General features: G+C 66.5%; 17 protein-coding genes. 12 read left to right on the top strand and 5 right to left on the bottom strand.

Annotated elements, in window-relative coordinates; translation table 11 throughout:
• Positions 1 to 60: 60 nt before the first annotated feature.
• The 11 genes from AC1DGP_RS03410 to AC1DGP_RS03460 all read left to right on the top strand — a co-directional run bounded on the left by AC1DGP_RS03410 (position 61) and on the right by AC1DGP_RS03460 (position 8,961).
• Positions 61 to 1,200 (top strand): ABC transporter substrate-binding protein, encoded by a 1,140-nt coding sequence (locus AC1DGP_RS03410; RefSeq protein WP_441504670.1) that lies wholly within the window; start codon positions 61 to 63, stop codon positions 1,198 to 1,200.
• Positions 1,197 to 1,943: an ABC transporter ATP-binding protein gene (locus AC1DGP_RS03415; protein WP_441488576.1), complete on the top strand. Its 747-nt coding sequence runs from the start codon at positions 1,197 to 1,199 to the stop codon at positions 1,941 to 1,943. Before AC1DGP_RS03410 ends, AC1DGP_RS03415 begins: the two co-directional genes overlap by 4 nt.
• Entirely contained in the window at positions 1,912 to 2,877 is a 966-nt protein-coding gene (locus AC1DGP_RS03420) for a branched-chain amino acid ABC transporter permease (RefSeq protein WP_441488577.1), read from the top strand. Before AC1DGP_RS03415 ends, AC1DGP_RS03420 begins: the two co-directional genes overlap by 32 nt.
• Entirely contained in the window at positions 2,874 to 3,722 is an 849-nt protein-coding gene (locus AC1DGP_RS03425; protein ID WP_441488578.1) for an ABC transporter ATP-binding protein, read from the top strand. The genes AC1DGP_RS03420 and AC1DGP_RS03425 overlap by 4 nt, the downstream gene beginning before the upstream one ends.
• Complete coding sequence (locus tag AC1DGP_RS03430; protein ID WP_441504671.1) at positions 3,715 to 4,593, top strand: branched-chain amino acid ABC transporter permease; 879 nt, start codon at positions 3,715 to 3,717, stop codon at positions 4,591 to 4,593. The genes AC1DGP_RS03425 and AC1DGP_RS03430 overlap by 8 nt, the downstream gene beginning before the upstream one ends.
• Positions 4,594 to 4,650: 57 nt before the next feature.
• Positions 4,651 to 4,983, top strand: coding sequence for a cupin domain-containing protein (locus AC1DGP_RS03435; RefSeq protein ID WP_441488580.1), 333 nt, complete (start codon positions 4,651 to 4,653; stop codon positions 4,981 to 4,983).
• Positions 4,984 to 5,240: 257 nt separating this feature from the next.
• Positions 5,241 to 5,783, top strand: a complete 543-nt coding sequence (locus AC1DGP_RS03440) for a GNAT family N-acetyltransferase (protein ID WP_441488581.1) — start codon at positions 5,241 to 5,243, stop codon at positions 5,781 to 5,783.
• A gap of 171 nt (positions 5,784 to 5,954) precedes the next feature.
• Complete coding sequence (locus AC1DGP_RS03445) at positions 5,955 to 7,046, top strand: alpha/beta hydrolase (RefSeq protein ID WP_441504672.1); 1,092 nt, start codon at positions 5,955 to 5,957, stop codon at positions 7,044 to 7,046.
• A gap of 78 nt (positions 7,047 to 7,124) precedes the next feature.
• A complete protein-coding gene (locus AC1DGP_RS03450; protein WP_441488583.1) occupies positions 7,125 to 7,553 on the top strand; it encodes a carboxymuconolactone decarboxylase family protein in 429 nt (142 codons plus the stop codon).
• 175 nt (positions 7,554 to 7,728) lie between these two features.
• Positions 7,729 to 8,211 (top strand): cytochrome P460 family protein, encoded by a 483-nt coding sequence (locus tag AC1DGP_RS03455; RefSeq protein ID WP_441504673.1) that lies wholly within the window; start codon positions 7,729 to 7,731, stop codon positions 8,209 to 8,211.
• 18 nt (positions 8,212 to 8,229) lie between these two features.
• On the top strand, positions 8,230 to 8,961 hold the full coding sequence (locus tag AC1DGP_RS03460) for a DUF4405 domain-containing protein (RefSeq protein WP_441488585.1): 732 nt from the start codon (positions 8,230 to 8,232) through the stop codon (positions 8,959 to 8,961).
• A 34-nt stretch (positions 8,962 to 8,995) separates the two neighbouring features.
• On the opposite strand, the gene AC1DGP_RS03465 is transcribed toward AC1DGP_RS03460, so the two are convergent.
• Positions 8,996 to 9,889 carry a LysR family transcriptional regulator gene (locus AC1DGP_RS03465; RefSeq protein ID WP_441488586.1) on the bottom strand — a complete coding sequence of 298 codons (894 nt, stop codon included), beginning with the start codon at positions 9,887 to 9,889 and terminating at the stop codon, positions 8,996 to 8,998.
• A gap of 107 nt (positions 9,890 to 9,996) precedes the next feature.
• Between AC1DGP_RS03465 and AC1DGP_RS03470 the strand changes: the two genes are divergently transcribed.
• On the top strand, positions 9,997 to 10,992 hold the full coding sequence (locus AC1DGP_RS03470) for an aldo/keto reductase (RefSeq protein ID WP_441504674.1): 996 nt from the start codon (positions 9,997 to 9,999) through the stop codon (positions 10,990 to 10,992).
• Between the two features lie 17 nt (positions 10,993 to 11,009).
• Here the strand turns inward: AC1DGP_RS03470 and AC1DGP_RS03475 are convergent, their stop codons facing one another.
• The 4 genes from AC1DGP_RS03475 to AC1DGP_RS03490 form a co-directional block, all read right to left on the bottom strand.
• Entirely contained in the window at positions 11,010 to 12,188 is a 1,179-nt protein-coding gene (locus tag AC1DGP_RS03475) for a mandelate racemase/muconate lactonizing enzyme family protein (RefSeq protein WP_441504675.1), read from the bottom strand.
• A gap of 11 nt (positions 12,189 to 12,199) precedes the next feature.
• A complete protein-coding gene (locus tag AC1DGP_RS03480) occupies positions 12,200 to 13,687 on the bottom strand; it encodes a M81 family metallopeptidase (RefSeq protein WP_441504676.1) in 1,488 nt (495 codons plus the stop codon).
• 62 nt (positions 13,688 to 13,749) lie between these two features.
• Positions 13,750 to 14,613, bottom strand: coding sequence for an ABC transporter permease (locus AC1DGP_RS03485; protein ID WP_441488590.1), 864 nt, complete (start codon positions 14,611 to 14,613; stop codon positions 13,750 to 13,752).
• A 2-nt stretch (positions 14,614 to 14,615) separates the two neighbouring features.
• Positions 14,616 to 15,560, bottom strand: a complete 945-nt coding sequence (locus AC1DGP_RS03490) for an ABC transporter permease (protein WP_441488591.1) — start codon at positions 15,558 to 15,560, stop codon at positions 14,616 to 14,618.
• Positions 15,561 to 15,613: the final 53 nt, after the last annotated feature.

The raw sequence follows: 15,613 nt of genomic DNA on the forward strand, positions 1-15,613 counted from the left end.
AAGGCGGAGCCCCGCACCGGGGCGACCAGTCGAAGCCAAGGGAAACCGGGAGGACAGTTGATGAAGCAGACCCTATTTGCGGCCGGCATCGCCGCAAGCGTCGCGATGGTCGGCGCGGCGCCCGCCCGCGCGCAGGAGCCCTACAAGATCGGCGTCTCGGCAGGTCTGACCGGCTATGCCGCGACGGTCGATCGCGCCTGGCGCGACGGCGTTGAACTGGCGGCCGCGGCGGTGAACGCCAAGGGCGGCGTCATGGGCCGCAAGATCCAGGTTGTCGTCGAGGACAACCGATCCGAGCCGCAGGAGGCGGTGACCGTCTATCGGAAGATGCTGAGCTCGGACAAGGTCGACGTCTTCGTCAGCGGCTGCGTCTCGGCCGGCAATTTCGCGGCCGCCGGCCTGCTCTTGCGCGCCAAGGTGCCGATGATGCTGTGCTCGATCCTGCCGCAGCAGGCCGAGCACCTGCCCTGGGCCTTCACCACCCTGCCGCCGGCCGGCTTCGAGGTCGACAAGCGCCTGGAATACCTCAAGGAAAAGACGCAGATCCGAAAGATCGCGGTGCTGCATGACCCGACCCCCTACGCCAATCTCCAGAAGGGCGTGGCCGAGCGCAACGCGGCCAAGTACGGCCTCGAGGTCGTCTCTGTCGATCAGTACAAGCAGGACGACCCTGATCTCAGCGTCCAGATCAGCAAGGCGCGTTCGGCGGGCGCCGAAGCGATCCTGAAGATCGGGCTCGGCGGCACGACGCTGACCGCGGCCAAGAACATCAAGCAGCTCGGCGCCGACATGCTGCTGCTGACGAGCCTCGAGGACCTGGCCGTGTTCGGTCCGGTCTCCGAGGTGCTGGGCGACAAGTTCTTCTTCGTCGCCTCGCCGTCGCAGGTCTATGAGGCGCTGCCCGAGGGCACCCTCAAGACCGGCATCAAGGCCTTCCTCGAGCCCTGGCGCGAAAAATACAGGGATCGCGACCCGAACTGGGCCTCGCGCGGCTGGGACGGCGTCATGCTGACGGTCGCCGCGATCGAGAAGGCGAAGTCCTTCGAGGGCGAGAAGGTTCGCGCCGCCTATGAGGAGTTGACCGGCTTCCAGGGCACGACCGGCATCTACAATTTCCGGCCGGACCTGCATCAGGGCATCACCGAGAACCCCTTTGTGCTGGCCACCATCGAAGCCGGCAAGGTCAAGGTGGTGCAATGAGCCTCGCGGTCGCGACCAAGATAGAAGCGAGCGCTGCTCCGCCGATCCTGGCCGCGACCGGCCTCTCGGCGCGCTATGGCCATGTCGAGGCGCTGCACGGGGTCGATCTGCACATCGGCGAGGGCGAACTCGTCGCCGTGCTCGGCCCCAACGGGGCCGGCAAGTCGACGCTGCTGCGCGCGATCATGGGGCTCTCCGCCAATAGCGGCGAGGTCCGTTTCCGGGGCCAGGCGCTGTCGCGGCACGATGCAGTCGCGGTCGCTTCGCGCGGCATCGTGCTGGTGCCGGAGGGGCGCGGTCTCTTCGCCCCGATGTCCGTTGCCGACAATCTCGAACTCGGCGCCTATCGCTTGCGGGACAAGGCCGAATTCAACCGCCGGCGCGAGCGCGTGCTGACCCTGTTCCCGCGCCTGAAGGAACGGCTCGGACAGGCCGCAGGCTCCATGTCCGGCGGCGAGCAGCAGATGCTCGCCCTTGGCCGTGCGCTGATGGCCGGGCCGAAGCTGCTGCTGCTCGACGAGCCCTCGCTCGGCCTCGCGCCGCGCGTCACCGAGGAAATCCTGGAGACGCTCGGCCTCCTGAACCGCGAAGGCCTGGCGATCGTGCTGGTCGAGCAGAAGGCGCCGCTCGCGCTCGAACTTGCCAACCGCGTCTACCTGCTTTCGCTCGGGCGCATCGTCGCCGAACTCGATCCGCGTGACATCACCTCCCATGACGAACTCGCTCAGCATTACTTCGCCTGAACGGCGCCCGCTCAGGCTGGTGGGCCTGCTGCCCTGGCTCTTCGCCGGGCTCGTCGTCGGCTATGCCATGATCGTGGGCGGCTATGCCGCAACGGTCGTCGCCTTTGCGCTGATCTACGCGGTCTTCGTGACCGGGCTGAACCTGTTCATGGGCTTCGCCGCGCAGGTTTCCTTCGGGCAGAACGCCTTCGCCGCGATCGGCGGCTATATCTCCGCCGTGCTGACCGCCACCCATGGCTGGAGCCCCCTGCCCGCCATGGTGCTCGGCATCGTCGCGGCCGTGATTGCCGCCGCGATCGTCGGCTATCCCGCGCTCAGGCTGAAGGGCCATTACCTCGCGATGGGTACGCTGGCCATCGGCCTGATCACCTACGAGATCACCGTCGAATGGCAGTCGGTGACGCAGGGCTATATGGGCATCTCCGGCATCCCGCCCTTCGGGATCGGTCCCTATGAGATCACCTCCGACCGCGGCCAGCTCATCCTGCTCTCGCTGGTTGTCGCGGCTTGCGCCTTTGCGGCAGCGCGCATCCGCCGCTCGCGTTTCGGCCGAGCGCTCTCGGCTGTCGCCGGCAGCGAGGAGGCGGCGACGGCGCTCGGCATCGACGTCGCGCGCTACAAACTCGCGGCCTTCCTGCTCTCGGCCGGTTTTGCCGCGCTCGCGGGCTCGCTCTTCGTGCATGTCGTCGGCTTCGTCAGCCCCGAGGTCTTCGGGCTGCACATGGTCATCGTCACCTTCACCATGCTCTATGTCGGCGGCATCGGCACGGTCGCCGGACCTTTGGTCGGGGCGCTGATCGTCAGCCTGCTGCCGGAGACTTTTCGCGCCTTCAAGGACTATCAGGACCTCGCCTATGGCGCGGCGCTGATCCTGCTGCTGATCTATGCGCCGCGCGGCCTCGCCGGCCTCTTTGCCCCGCGGGGGCGCTCGTGAGCCGGCTTCGCCTGGACGGCGTGACGCGCCGCTTCGGCGGCCTCGTCGCAGTCGACGATGTCTCGTTCGAGGTCCCTGCCGAGGGCGTCACCGCCGTGATCGGCCCCAATGGCGCCGGCAAGACGACGCTGTTCAACCTGATCTCCGGCTTCCTGCCGCCGAGCGCAGGCCGGATCGTCTTCGAGGGCAAGGACATCACCGGCCGGCCGCCCGCGGAGATCGCCACTGCGGGACTGGTGCGGACCTTCCAGCTCGTCAAGCTGTTCGAGGATCTGAGCGTGCTCGATAACGTCAAGGTCGGGTGTCACCTGCAGGGCAAGGCCGGCCTGTTCTCGGCATTGCTGCGGCCGGCCTCTGCCCGCCGCGAGGAGGCAGCCGTCGAAGCCCGGGCGCGCGACCTCCTCGCCTTCGCCGGTCTCGCAGGGATGGCCGACGAACCGGCATCGGGCCTGCCCTATGGCCGCCAGCGCATGCTTGAACTGGCGCGCGCCATGGCGGCGGGGCCACGGCTCATCCTGCTCGACGAGCCGGCGGCCGGCCTGAATACCGAGGAATCAGCCGTGCTCTCGCGCACCATCCGGCGCATCGCCGACGAAGGCACCAGCGTGCTCCTGATCGAACACGACATGACGCTGGTGATGAATACCGCCGACCGCGTCGTCGTGGTGGATTTCGGCCGCAAGATCGCAGAGGGCACGCCGGCCGAGGTCCGCGCCGACCCGGCCGTGATCGCGGCCTATCTCGGCACCGGCAAGTCTTTCTCGAACAAGTCCTCCTCGGACAAGTCTTCCCTGAACAAGTCTTCCACCGACACGCCCGGCACGCAGGAGGCGGCCCATGGCTGACTTGTCCTATATCCCGCAAGTGCTCGTCAGCGGGCTCGGCATCGGCTGCGTCTACGGCCTGATCGGCATCGGCTTCTGCGTGATCTACAACGCCAGCGGCATCGTGAATTTCGCGCAAGGCGCCTTCGTGATGCTCGGCGGCATGATTACCCAGGTGCTGTTCGCCCGTAACGGCGTGCCGCTGCCGGTCGCCGCCCTGATCGCGATCGCAGCCGTCGCCGTGCTCGGCGTGGCGATCGAGCGCGTCGTCGTCAGGCCGCTCTGGAACCGCAAGGCGACGATGTTCGTGATGATCCTGGCGACGCTGGCCGCCCAGATCGTGATCGAGCGGCTGACGCTGATCGCAGTCGGCGACCAGCCCAAGACCCTGCCGGTCTTCACCGACCTCCCGCCGCTGATGATCGGTAGCGTCGCGATTGGCTACCAGCTGATCTGGATCGTCGGGGGATCGCTTGCGATCGTCGCAGCGCTTGCCGCCTTCTTCGGCCTGACGCGGACCGGCAAGGCCATGCGCGCCTGCTCGATCAACCGCGAGGCGGCTGCGCTGCAAGGCATCCCGGTCGCGCGCATGCTGGCACTGGCCTTCGCGCTGAGCGCGGCGCTCGGCGCCATTGCCGGCATCCTGATCACACCGACGCAGTACACCGCCTTCAATGTCGGCGTGCCCTTCGCGATCAGCGGCTTCATCGCCGCGATCGTCGGCGGCTTCGGGCGGCCTTTCGGCGCCTTTCTCGGCGGGTTGCTGCTCGGCCTGCTGCAGGCACTCGCCATCGTCGGCTTCGGCGCGGGCCTGAAGAACGTCGCGGCGCTGTCGGTGCTGCTGCTCTTCCTGTTCATCCGGCCGTCCGGCATCCTCGGCGCGGCCAAGTAGACAAGCGACGCACCCGACCGCCCGGACGGTCGCTCTTGTTCAATCGGGAGATCCACCATGGACATTCACAAGATCGACTGGAGCCAGATTCCGTGGACGCCAGTGCGTCCAGGCGTGGACCGCAAGGCCTTCTCCGGTAGTGCCGCGACAGTGGCGTTGCACCGGCTGATGCCTGGCCATGAGCCCAGGCCGCACAGCCATCCCCATGAGCAGATCGCCTATATCGTGAGTGGGACGCTGCGCTTCTTCATCGGCGGCGAAGAGCATCTCGTCGGCCCCGGCGGGCTCGTCGTGATCCCGTCCAATGTCGAGCATTGGGGCGAGGTCGTCGGCGACGAGCCCGTGCTCAATCTTGACGTCTTCACACCGCGCCGCCCGGAATACGCCTGAAACCAAGGGGTTCCAGGCCCAAGGGGGGGCGCATTCGAGGGAAAAGTCACAGCCCACGAGGGAGCCGAGGGGCTGGTCGATCGCGCGTCCGGCCGCATCCCGCCGGGTCGCGCCAGTGCCGGACGTCGGCCTCTTGGCCGAATACGGACCTAGGCAGGACGGTGCGGCGGGGCCCGATGTCGCCCATTGCGGGCAATCACGACGGGCTTATCGTCATGGCCTTGGTGGCACTCATGATGATCAGCTGGCGGTAGACTATGGCTCGCATCCCTCCGCAACATTTGACAACGGATCGCCTGGTTCTGCGCCCAACGAGCCTCGCGGATGCTGATCGCGCCTTTGAAATACAGTCGGACTGGGAGGTGACGCGCATGCTGCGAATGGCGTCGTTTCCGCCCGATCGAGCAGACATCGCGCAATGGTTCGCCGACCATCCGCGCGAATGGGCAGCGGGAGAAGCCTATCGTTTTGCGGTCGAGCTCCAGGGCAGAGCCATCGGGGTCATCGACGTCGATGAGATCTCTCAAGGCGAGGGGGAACTCGGCTATTGGTTCGAGCAGGCCAGCTGGGGCTGCGGCTATGCATCGGAAGCGGCACGAGCGGTCCTGAACTTCGCGTTTCGAACAGTCGGCCTGTCGCAGCTTCTCTCCGGACATGCCGTCGACAACGCAGCTTCGGGGCAGGTGCTTCTCAAACTCGGCTTTCGCCCACTGGACACCGTTCAGCGAAGCTCCCGCTCGAGAGGCGAGACAATCCTGCAGCGCCGCTACGTCCTGCCCGCCTCCGTAACGCTGGAGTGAGCGAGGGGCGGCCGCCCCGGGACAGCCGCGTTTCCGTGCGGTGGTCGGCGATCGCGGCACCGCCGGCATTCATTAGCACCGCTTATCTGTCCTAGTGAATCATTGAGCCTAATCGAATATCGGCCAGATCGTTAGGTTCCCCGCGAAGCTGACGCAGCAACCGAGGGGCGCATGCCGACGATCAAGACGCTATTCCTGCTTCCATCCATCCTGATCGCGACCGGTCTGCTCAGTCTGACGCCTGCGCTTTCACAATCTGCCGGGAAGCCAGAGCCTTTGGTCATTCAGGACCAGGGCAGTTTCGCGGTCGGCGGCGTGATCGCCAGCGCCCCGGGCACATTCGATGCGATGAAACCCCTGCAGCCGGCCGGGCAGACCTTCCATGGCGATCATCTCTACGCCTTCTACCAGCTGCCGGTCGCCCCGCGGAAACTCCCCATCGTGATGTGGCACGGGGCCGGGCAATTCTCGAAGACCTGGGAGACGACACCAGACGGGCGCGAAGGCTTCCAGAACATTTTCCTGCGCCGCCGTTTCGCGACCTATCTCATCGACCAGCCGCGGCGCGGCAATGCCGGCCGCAGCACGGTCGAGGCGACTATCAAGCCGACTCCCGACGAGCAGTTCTGGTTCGGCCAGTTCCGCGTCGGCATCTGGCCGACCTATTTCGACGGCGTCCAGTTCGACCGCAAGCCGGAGACGCTGAACCAGTATTTCCGTGCCATGACCCCGAACACCGGCCCGTTCGATGCAAACCTGATTTCCGATGGCGTGTCGGCGCTGTTCGCCAGGATCGGTCCCGGCATCCTGATGACGCATTCGCAGAGCGGCGGGCCAGGCTGGCTGACCGCGATCAAGAGCAAAAACGTCAAGGCGATCGTCGCCTTCGAGCCCGGCAGCGGCTTCGTCTTCCCGCAGGGCGAGCTGCCGAAGCCTGTGCCGACCGCGTTCGACACGCTTGAAGGCACGCCGGTGCCGATGTCGGACTTCATGGCACTGACCAAGCTGCCGATCATCATCTTCTACGGCGACAATATCCCGTCGAAGGCGTCCGATGTTCCGACCCAGGACGCCTGGCGTGGCCGGCTGGAGATGGCTCGGATCTGGCGCGACACCGTCAACAAGCGTGGCGGCCAAGTCACTTTGGTCCACCTGCCGGAGATCGGCATACGGGGCAACACGCATTTCCCGTTCTCGGACCTGAACAACATCGAGATTGCGGACCAGGTCTCGCGCTTCCTGGCGGACAAGCAGCTGGACTGATCACTCCCAGCACTCTCGCCGGCACGACGACGGCGCATGCCTGTCGCGGCCACTCATTCGGACAAGGAAAGCCCCACCATGAGCCCCCTCGCGCGTGCCCTGCTCGCCGCCACATGCCTGTTCGCTGCTGGCCACGCAACGACCTCCTACGCCCAACCCCAGGCGCCAGCCCCGGCCCAGCCGGCGACGCCAAAGCCGCCTTCCCGGGCGCAGCAGCTGATGGGCGATATCGCGCCAAAGCTGGCCGAGCTCACCGACACTGTCCTGTTCGGCGACATCTGGGAGCGGCCAGGCCTCTCCAGGCGCGACCGCAGCCTGGTCACCGTCAGCGCTCTCATTGCCATGAACCGCCCTGATCAGTTGCGGTCCCATCTCGCCCTGGCGCGGCAGAACGGCGTGAAGGAGGAAGAGCTCGTCGAGGCGATCACGCAGCTCGCCTTCTACACGGGCTGGCCGAACGCCGTTTCGGCGGTCGCGGTTGCGCGCGACGTGTTCAAGCCGAAATGAGGCCCGGGATGGTCGTTCCAGAGCTTGCACCACCTGGTCCCGATGGAGCGAACGGTCGGCGCAGCCCCTCTGCAACGCAGGGCGTGGCCATTCCGCGACCTCCCCGGCCCTCGACGGCACGGCCGCGGCCAGAAGCAATCATGTCTCCAATGAGCAATCCAAGGACAACCCATTCATGAAGGTGCCTACGCTTCAGATCGCCCTGGCAAGCCTGTCCATGGCCGCCGTCCTCACGGTGGGCTGGCGGGTCCATGCGGAGGCCACGAGGGTGACGTTTCCCGAACTCGACACGCTGGTCCACTACACCACCGTCCGGCGCGGCAACGTCACCGAACATATCATGACGACGCCCGCGGCGATCGAGGCCGTGAAGAACCGCCAGCCAGTGCCGGCCGGAACCCATTTCGTGCTGGTCGACCATCGCGACGGCAAGCTGTTCCGCTACTTCGTGATGGAGAAGGGCCAGAACTGGGGCGCGGATTACGACGACGACCGCCGCACCGGCGACTGGCAGTTCCAGTGGTTCTGGCCGGATCGGACGATCAACACGAGCGAGAACACCGCCCGCTGCCAGTCCTGCCACCAGAGCCAGTCGGGCAGCGAATTCCTCTTCACCGGCTATCGCATCCCCCGTTTCGACGGCAAGCCGGTCGAATAGGTCCAGGGGAGCACGAAGGTGAGTTCTCTCTTCATATCCCGGCTATGGCTCGACGCTCTGGCGGCCGGCCTGCTGCTGCTCGGGTTTGCCTATTGGTGGCTTGGCAACCCCATCCATGAGATCGCGGGAACGGCGCTGTTCCTGCTCCTGATCGCCCATAACGTCTTCAACCGGCGCTGGTATGGCGCCGTCGCACGGACCCGGCACGGGCCGCGCAGCCTGTTCAACATCAGCGTCACCGTCGCGCTCCTGATCGCCATGCTGGCGCTGGTCGCGACCAGCGTGCTGATCTCGCATGCCCTTGCCGCCTATCTGCCGGCCTGGGGCGGCTTCACCATTCGGCAGATCCACACCCTTGCCGCCTACTGGGTCCTGGTGATCGTCGCGATCCATCTCGGGCTGCGCTGGCCGATGCTGATGGGCGTGGCCCGCAACCTGTTCGGCATCAGAACGCCCAGCAGGCTGCGAACGCTCCTGCTGCGGGCAGCAGCAGTGACGATCGCCGTCCACGGCGCCTGGAGTTGCATCGTCCTCGGGCTCGGAACCAGGCTTTCCATGCAGACGACACTGGATTGGTGGAATTTCGAGGAAGCGGTGGCGGGCTTCTTCATCCATTGCGCGGCTGCCGCCGGGCTGTTCATGGTCGCAACCTATTACGGCCTGAAGCTCGTCCAGCCCGGCTGGCCCATCGGCAGCAATCGCCAACGGGAATTGCCAGGCGCGGAGCCCGGTCAGGCCAGCCAGGCATGACGTAGCGCGACCGCCATCGGCTTCACCGGCGAGATCATTCCCGGTAGCGCAGGACGTCGATCAGGACGGCCAGGGCCGGCGAGACATGCCGGCGGCTCGGATAGTACAGGTGATAGCCAGGGAATGGCGGGCACCAATCCTCCAGCACGCGCACAAGGCGCCCGTCCCGGATATGCGGGATGGCCTGATCCTCTGGCAGATAGGCGAGCCCCAACCCGTCCAAGGCGGAGTTCAGCCGCATGGCGAGGCTGTTGAACACAAGCTGCCCCTCGCCGCGGACCTTGATCTCGCGGCCGTCCTTTTCCAGCCCCCAGGCAAAGAGGCCGCCATAGGTCGGCAGGCGCGACGCGATGCAGTTATGAGCGGTCAGGTCCTGAGGAGTCTCGGGAATGCCGTAGCGGGCGAAATAGTCCGGCGAGCCAATCACGGCCATGCGCATCTCCGGGCCGATGCGAACCGCGATCATGTCCTTCGCCAGTTGCTCGCCAAGGCGCACGCCGGCGTCGTAGCCAGCCGCGACGATATCGACGAGGCCATAATCGACGATGATCTCGACCGTGATGTCGGGATGATCCGGCAGGAATTTGCGCAGGGCCGGCTGCAACATGGCGACCGCCGCGTGCTCTCCGGCCGTGATGCGTACCGTTCCCGCGGGTTTACCTCGCAACTCGCCGAGCGCCGCGATCTCCGCCTCGATCTCCTCGAAGCGCGGACCGACCGTCTCCAGAAGTCTCTTGCCCGCTTCCGTGGGCGCGACGCTGCGCGTCGTACGGGTCAGCAGGCGCAGCTTCAGTCGTTCCTCGAGTGCCTTGATCGTCTGGCTCAGGGCCGATTGCGAGACGCCCAGCTTGGCCCCGGCCTTGGTGAAGCTGCGCTCCCGCGCCACCATGGCGAAGGCAGCGAGATCGTTGAAGTTCGGCTGCGCCATTGATTAGGGGACCTTATGAGCTCTTGCGGATTATAACTCCTAATCACCGCGGGCCACGCTCGCTACATACGCGCCATCAACATCGTGAGCAGAGTGTGAGGTGGACCATGCAGAAACGGACACTCGGCAAGAGCGGCCTGAGCGTGTCGGCGCTCGGTCTCGGCTGCATGGGCCTGAGTTATGGTTATGGCCAAGCCGTCGAGGGGAAAGCCGGCGTCGAGCTGATCCGCCGGGCCTTCGACCGAGGGGTGACCTTGTTCGACACCGCCGAGTCCTATGGGCCGTTCGTCAATGAGGAGCTCCTGGGTCAGGCGCTCGCGCCGATCCGCGAGCACGTCGTCATTGCGACCAAGTTCGGGTTCGACATCGACCAGAATTCCGGAGAACGGCGCCCAGGGCTGAACAGCCGGCCCGAGCATATCAGGCGCGTCGCCGAGGCGTCCCTGAAGCGACTTCGCACCGATGTCATCGATATATTCTACCAGCACCGTGTCGATCCCGAGGTTCCCATCGAGGAGGTGGCCGGCGCAGTCCGGGCCCTGGTCGCGGAAGGCAAGGTCCGCCATTTCGGGCTGTCCGAAGCCGGCGCGGCGACGATCCGCAGGGCGCATGCGGTTCATCCCGTCGCTGCCGTCCAGAGCGAATACTCGCTGTTCTATCGCGACGCGGAAGCGGAGATCTTGCCTGTGCTCGAAGAGCTCGGCATCGGTTTCGTGCCGTTCAGCCCGCTCGGCGCCGGTTTCCTGACCGGCAAGATCGACGGCAACACGACCTTCGAACCGACGGATTTCCGCAATGCAGTGCCACGCTTCTCGGTGGAAGCCCGCAAGGCCAATGCAGCCTTGGTCACGCTCATTGAGGACGTCGCCGAGGACAAGGGCGCGACGCCCGCGCAAATCGCGCTGGCCTGGCTCCTGGCGCAGAAACCGTGGATCGTTCCCATCCCCGGCACGACGAAACCTCATCGCCTCGAGGAGAACATCGCAGCGACCGCGGTGCAGTTGACCGCGGCCGATCTCCACGAGATCGATCAGGCCCTGTCGACGATGACCTTGACCGGGGAGCGTTTGCCCGCAGCCGCATTGAAGTTGACAGGACTCTAGCCCCGTCAGGCCCCGCCTCAGATCTGCGGCGTCGCGTAGAGCACTTTGCCGTTCACCTTGATCTCGACATCCTGGAGATACTGGCGGATGCCCTCCTCGTCGATCTCCAGCCCCAGCCCGACCGCGTCCGGGACGCTGATGTCGCCATTCCCGTCCCTTTCCAGGTGGTTGCGGGTGAAGGCGAGCGCGACGGGCTTTGGCATGGCCGGATACTCGCAGATGACGTGGTCCTTCAGGCCGGCATAGGGCTGGATCGAGGCCGAGAGCGCCAGATGCGAGGTGAAGCTGTGATTGACGAAGGTCACGCCCCTGGCAACGGCGTAGTCGGCCACCTCCTTGGACGGGCCGACGCCGCCGATCCGGCCGCAATCGATCTGGATATAGCCGACGCCGCCATGATCGATCAGCTGCTTCGCCATATGGACGTTATGGGCACCCTCCCCGCCCGCCAGGCGCACGGTCGAACTGCGCTTGGCCAGGGCCGCATAGGCGTCGACGGCGCTCGCCTGGAACGGCTCCTCGAACCAGAGCGCGCCTGCCTTCTCCAGCGCGGGCAGTCTTGCGGCGGCGCGCTCGACATCCTCGATGAAGATCTGGCCGGTATCGACCAGCAGGATGCCGTCTGCGCCAAGCCCTTCGCGCGCGGCGACGAAATGCTCGGCATCCGCGGCGACGCTGCCCCGCCCGATCGGCCCCCAGCCGAACTTGGCGGCCCGGAAGTTGCGCGCTCTCGCATCGCGGGCGCGCGCCAGCGTCTCCTGCGGCGTGTCGCCGAACAGCACCGAGGCATAGGGCGTCTTGGGGTGGCTGCGCTCATAGCCGAGCAGGCGCCAAACGGGCTCTCCGCGCAGCTTGCCGAGCACATCCCACAACGCCATTTCGACGCCCGACAAGGTGTGCGGCGCCTGCAGCAGGTCCATCGAGTTATAGGCGACGTCAGCCGAGATCTGCGCGATATCGGCCGGGCTTTCGAGCGGCTTGCCGAGAACGGAATCGGCGACGGGGCGGCAGACCCCATGCGACATCGGGCAGATGAAGGCTGCGATCGAGGGCAACGGGGCTGCCTCGCACTCGCCCCAGCCGATCTGGCCGCCGGCGGCTACCCGCACCAGCAGGGCATCCTGGCTGCCATCGGCCTCGTCCGTCACCACGGGCATGGACAGGTAGAAGAAATCGACTGCATCGATCGTCGGCACGGGCTTGTCCTTCACAGCGTGTAGATGACGGGGTTCGGCGCGAAGGCCGCATCGGCCTCGAGCGGATACATCGGCCGGGCGCAGATGCTGTGCCCGAGGCTTTTCAGATTGGCCGAGGTCGCACCGGGCGCATCGATGTTGAAATTATGCTCGCACCATTGCTCGAACATGTGGTGCTCGGTATGGGGCGACTTGACCACGACGAGGTCGAAATCCTGCGGGTTCAGGCCGTTGGCGTAATACATCGCCCGGTCGAACAGGCTAACCGAATGGCTCATGACCACGATCGTGAACGGGCCCAAGGTCAGCACCGCCGTCGGGCCTGCCGCAAGCGGCGCCTTCATCGTTTCCAGCAGCGCTTCGCCATCCGAGAGCAGCTTGACCTTGGCCTCGACCTGCATCGGCGTGAAGCGGGCGGGGTCGATGGCGCCACCCAGCGCAACGCTGATCGTCGCGCCGACGCCGGCCTTGTGCGCGGCTGCGGCCGCCCCGGCATCGACCAATGGCGCCAGGACCCTGCCGCCGTAGCCGGCCGCGTACAAAGCCGCGATGATGGCGTTGCTGTCCCCCGACGCGCCCGAGGAGGTGGCGTCGGCCGCATCGGTGAAGATCAGCGGCCCTGCCATCGTCTGGGATTGGGCGATGGCGCGCTCGAGCCCGATCAGCTTGCCCTGCATCCGGAAGCGTTGCGGCCAGAATTCCTCGGCGAGGCGAAGCGCCTCGCGTTCAGCCGTGGCCGCGTCACCGTCGGTCAGGATCAGGACCTGCGAGCACAGTTCCGGCACATCGGTGAAGGGATTGCCGATCATGATGCCGGCGGCCAGCGCCCTGCCCTCCTCCTCGAGACGCCGGCAGTCGCGCAGGAGATCGCCATAGCAGCCGGTCTTGGTGATGAGCTCGTCGCCGCGGACCAGCGTCGGCATGACGACGCGTGCGGCGACAGGGCGAAGCCCGCCCTCCATCAGGCGCAGCAGCAGCGCGGCGGCGCGGCGCCCGGTATCGGCGAAATCGACATGCGGATAGGTCCAGTAGATCGCGAAGCCGTTGACCTGCCGCAGCATGCGATCGGTCAGGATGCCATGCAGGTCGAGCGAGATGACAATCGGCATGTCCGGCCCGACGCGCTTGCGCAGCGCCTCGAGCAGGTAGCCCTCCGGGTCGAGTTCGCCCTCGGCTGCCATCGCGCCGTGCAAGCAGATATAAATGCCGTCGATGCCGTCGAGACGCGCGAAGACGGCGTCGAGGAACTCCTGCGACAGGCGCTTCCAGCCTTCGGCGGAAAGCAGGCCGGCGCTGCCAGCGCGGGCGCCGATGGTCGGCACCACGGTGATGTCACCGCGCGCCTCGAACACGGCCAGCGCGCCACCGATCTCCTGGTTGGTGCCGCGCTGCTCATAGAGCGCGTCCCCCCGCCTGATGTGGAAATTGCCGTAGCCCGACGGCAGCGGATTGAACGACGAGATCTCCTGCTTGCATTCGGCGATGAGGATGCGTTTCACGTCTGGTCTCCGGTTTATCGCTCGGGCGCGGCTCTCCGCGCCGGCCTTCGGGATGGCGGTGGCTACATGGTCGAACGCGGATCGAGGGCGTCGCGCAGACCGTCGCCGAGCAGGTTGAGGCCGAGCACGGACAGGACGATCGCAAGCCCCGGGAAGATCGTGATCCACGGCGCCTCGCGCATGAAATCGCGGCCCTGGGCGATGATCGCGCCGAAGGAGGGTGCCGGCGGTGGCGGTCCGGCGCCGACAAAGGAGAGCGCGGCTTCGGCCAGGATGGCGACGGCGAAGACATAGGTCAGCCGGACGATCAGCGGCCCCATGGCGTTGACCAGCACATGCCGGAACAGGATCGACAATTCGCCCGCGCCGAGCGAGCGGGCGGCCTCGACATAGTCGAGTTCGCGCGCGACCAGCACCGAAGCGCGGACGATACGGGCCGTGTGAGGCATGGTGGCGATCGACAGGGCGATCACGACATTGGTCAGCGAGGCGCCGAGCACCGCGCTGACCACCATGGCGAGCACGATGGAGGGGAACGCCATCAGCGCATCCATCAGCCGCATGATCGGGTTGTCGAAGCGCGGGAAGAACCCTGCGACCGCGCCGATCACGGTTCCGAAGAGGCCGGTGAGAAGGACCGTCGCCGCCCCGATGCTGAGCGAGATCCGGGCCCCGACCATGACGCGGGAGAGGATGTCGCGGCCGAAATGGTCGGTGCCGAACCAGTGCGTCGCGTTGGGCGGCGTCAGGCGCATGCGGGCATTGCTGCGCAGCGGATCGAAGGGCGCGAGCAGATCGGCCAGCAGCGCGACCAGGACGATGGCGAGCACGATCGCGGCCCCGATCTGGAAGGAGCGGCTGCGGGCGAGCCGGCGAAGGCTTGCCTGCCGCGGGCTCAGGGCCGGTTTATGAAAGGCGATCGTCATGGTCAGGACAGCCTCACCCGCGGGTCGACGACTGCGTAGAGGAGATCGACGATCAGATTGATCAGGAGATAGACCACCGCCAGGAAAAGCAGGCCGCCCTGGAGCACGGGAAAGTCGCGGGAGGCGATGGCGCCGACGATCAGCCGGCCGATGCCCGGAATCGAGAAGACCTGCTCGATGATGACGGTGCCGCCGAGCAGCGCGCCGGCGACGATGCCGATCACGGTCAGGATCGGGATCATGGCGTTGGGCAGGCCGTGGCGCACCACGATGTAGAAGCGCGACAGGCCCTTGGCATTGGCCGTGCGGACGAAATCCTGGTTCAGCGTTTCCAGCATCGAGGCGCGCGCCATGCGGGCGATGAAGCCGACCTGCACGAGCCCGAGCGTGAAGGCGGGAAGGATGACCGTCTTGAGCCAGCCGAGCGGGTCGGTGCCGAAAGCGGTAAAACCGCCGCTCGGCAGCCAGCCGAGCGAGACGGCAAAGACCAGAACCATCACCAGCCCCAGCCAGAAATCGGGGACGGAGAGGCCGAGCAGCGCCGTCGTCATGAAAAGCTGGTCCGGCCAGCGATTATGGAAGACGGCGGCAGCCACTCCGGCGGGCACGCCGAGCGCAATCGCGATGGCGAGTGCAAAACTGGCGAGCGAGAGCGTCACGGGCAGCCGCTCCAGCAAGGCGCCGGCGACGGAGCGGTTCAGCAGCACGGATTGCCCGAGATCGCCGCTGAGGACGCGCCCATACCATTCCGCCATCTGCAGCGGCAGCGCCTTGTCCAGTCCGAGCGCGGTGCGCAGCGCCGCGACCTGCTCGGGCGTGGCCGAGGCGTCGAGGAAGGCGGCCGCCGTATCGCCCGGAACCAGCCAGATCAGGGCGAAGGACATCAGCGAGACCAGTGCGAGCACCAGGATCGCGCTGGCGATCCGCCGGATCATAAAGCTTGCCATCAGTTGTTCCGCTTCGAGAAGGCGCAGCCGCGCAGCCCGCCAGCGGCGGGCCG

It is taken from the genome of Allobosea sp. 05T433 (assembly GCF_056396065.1).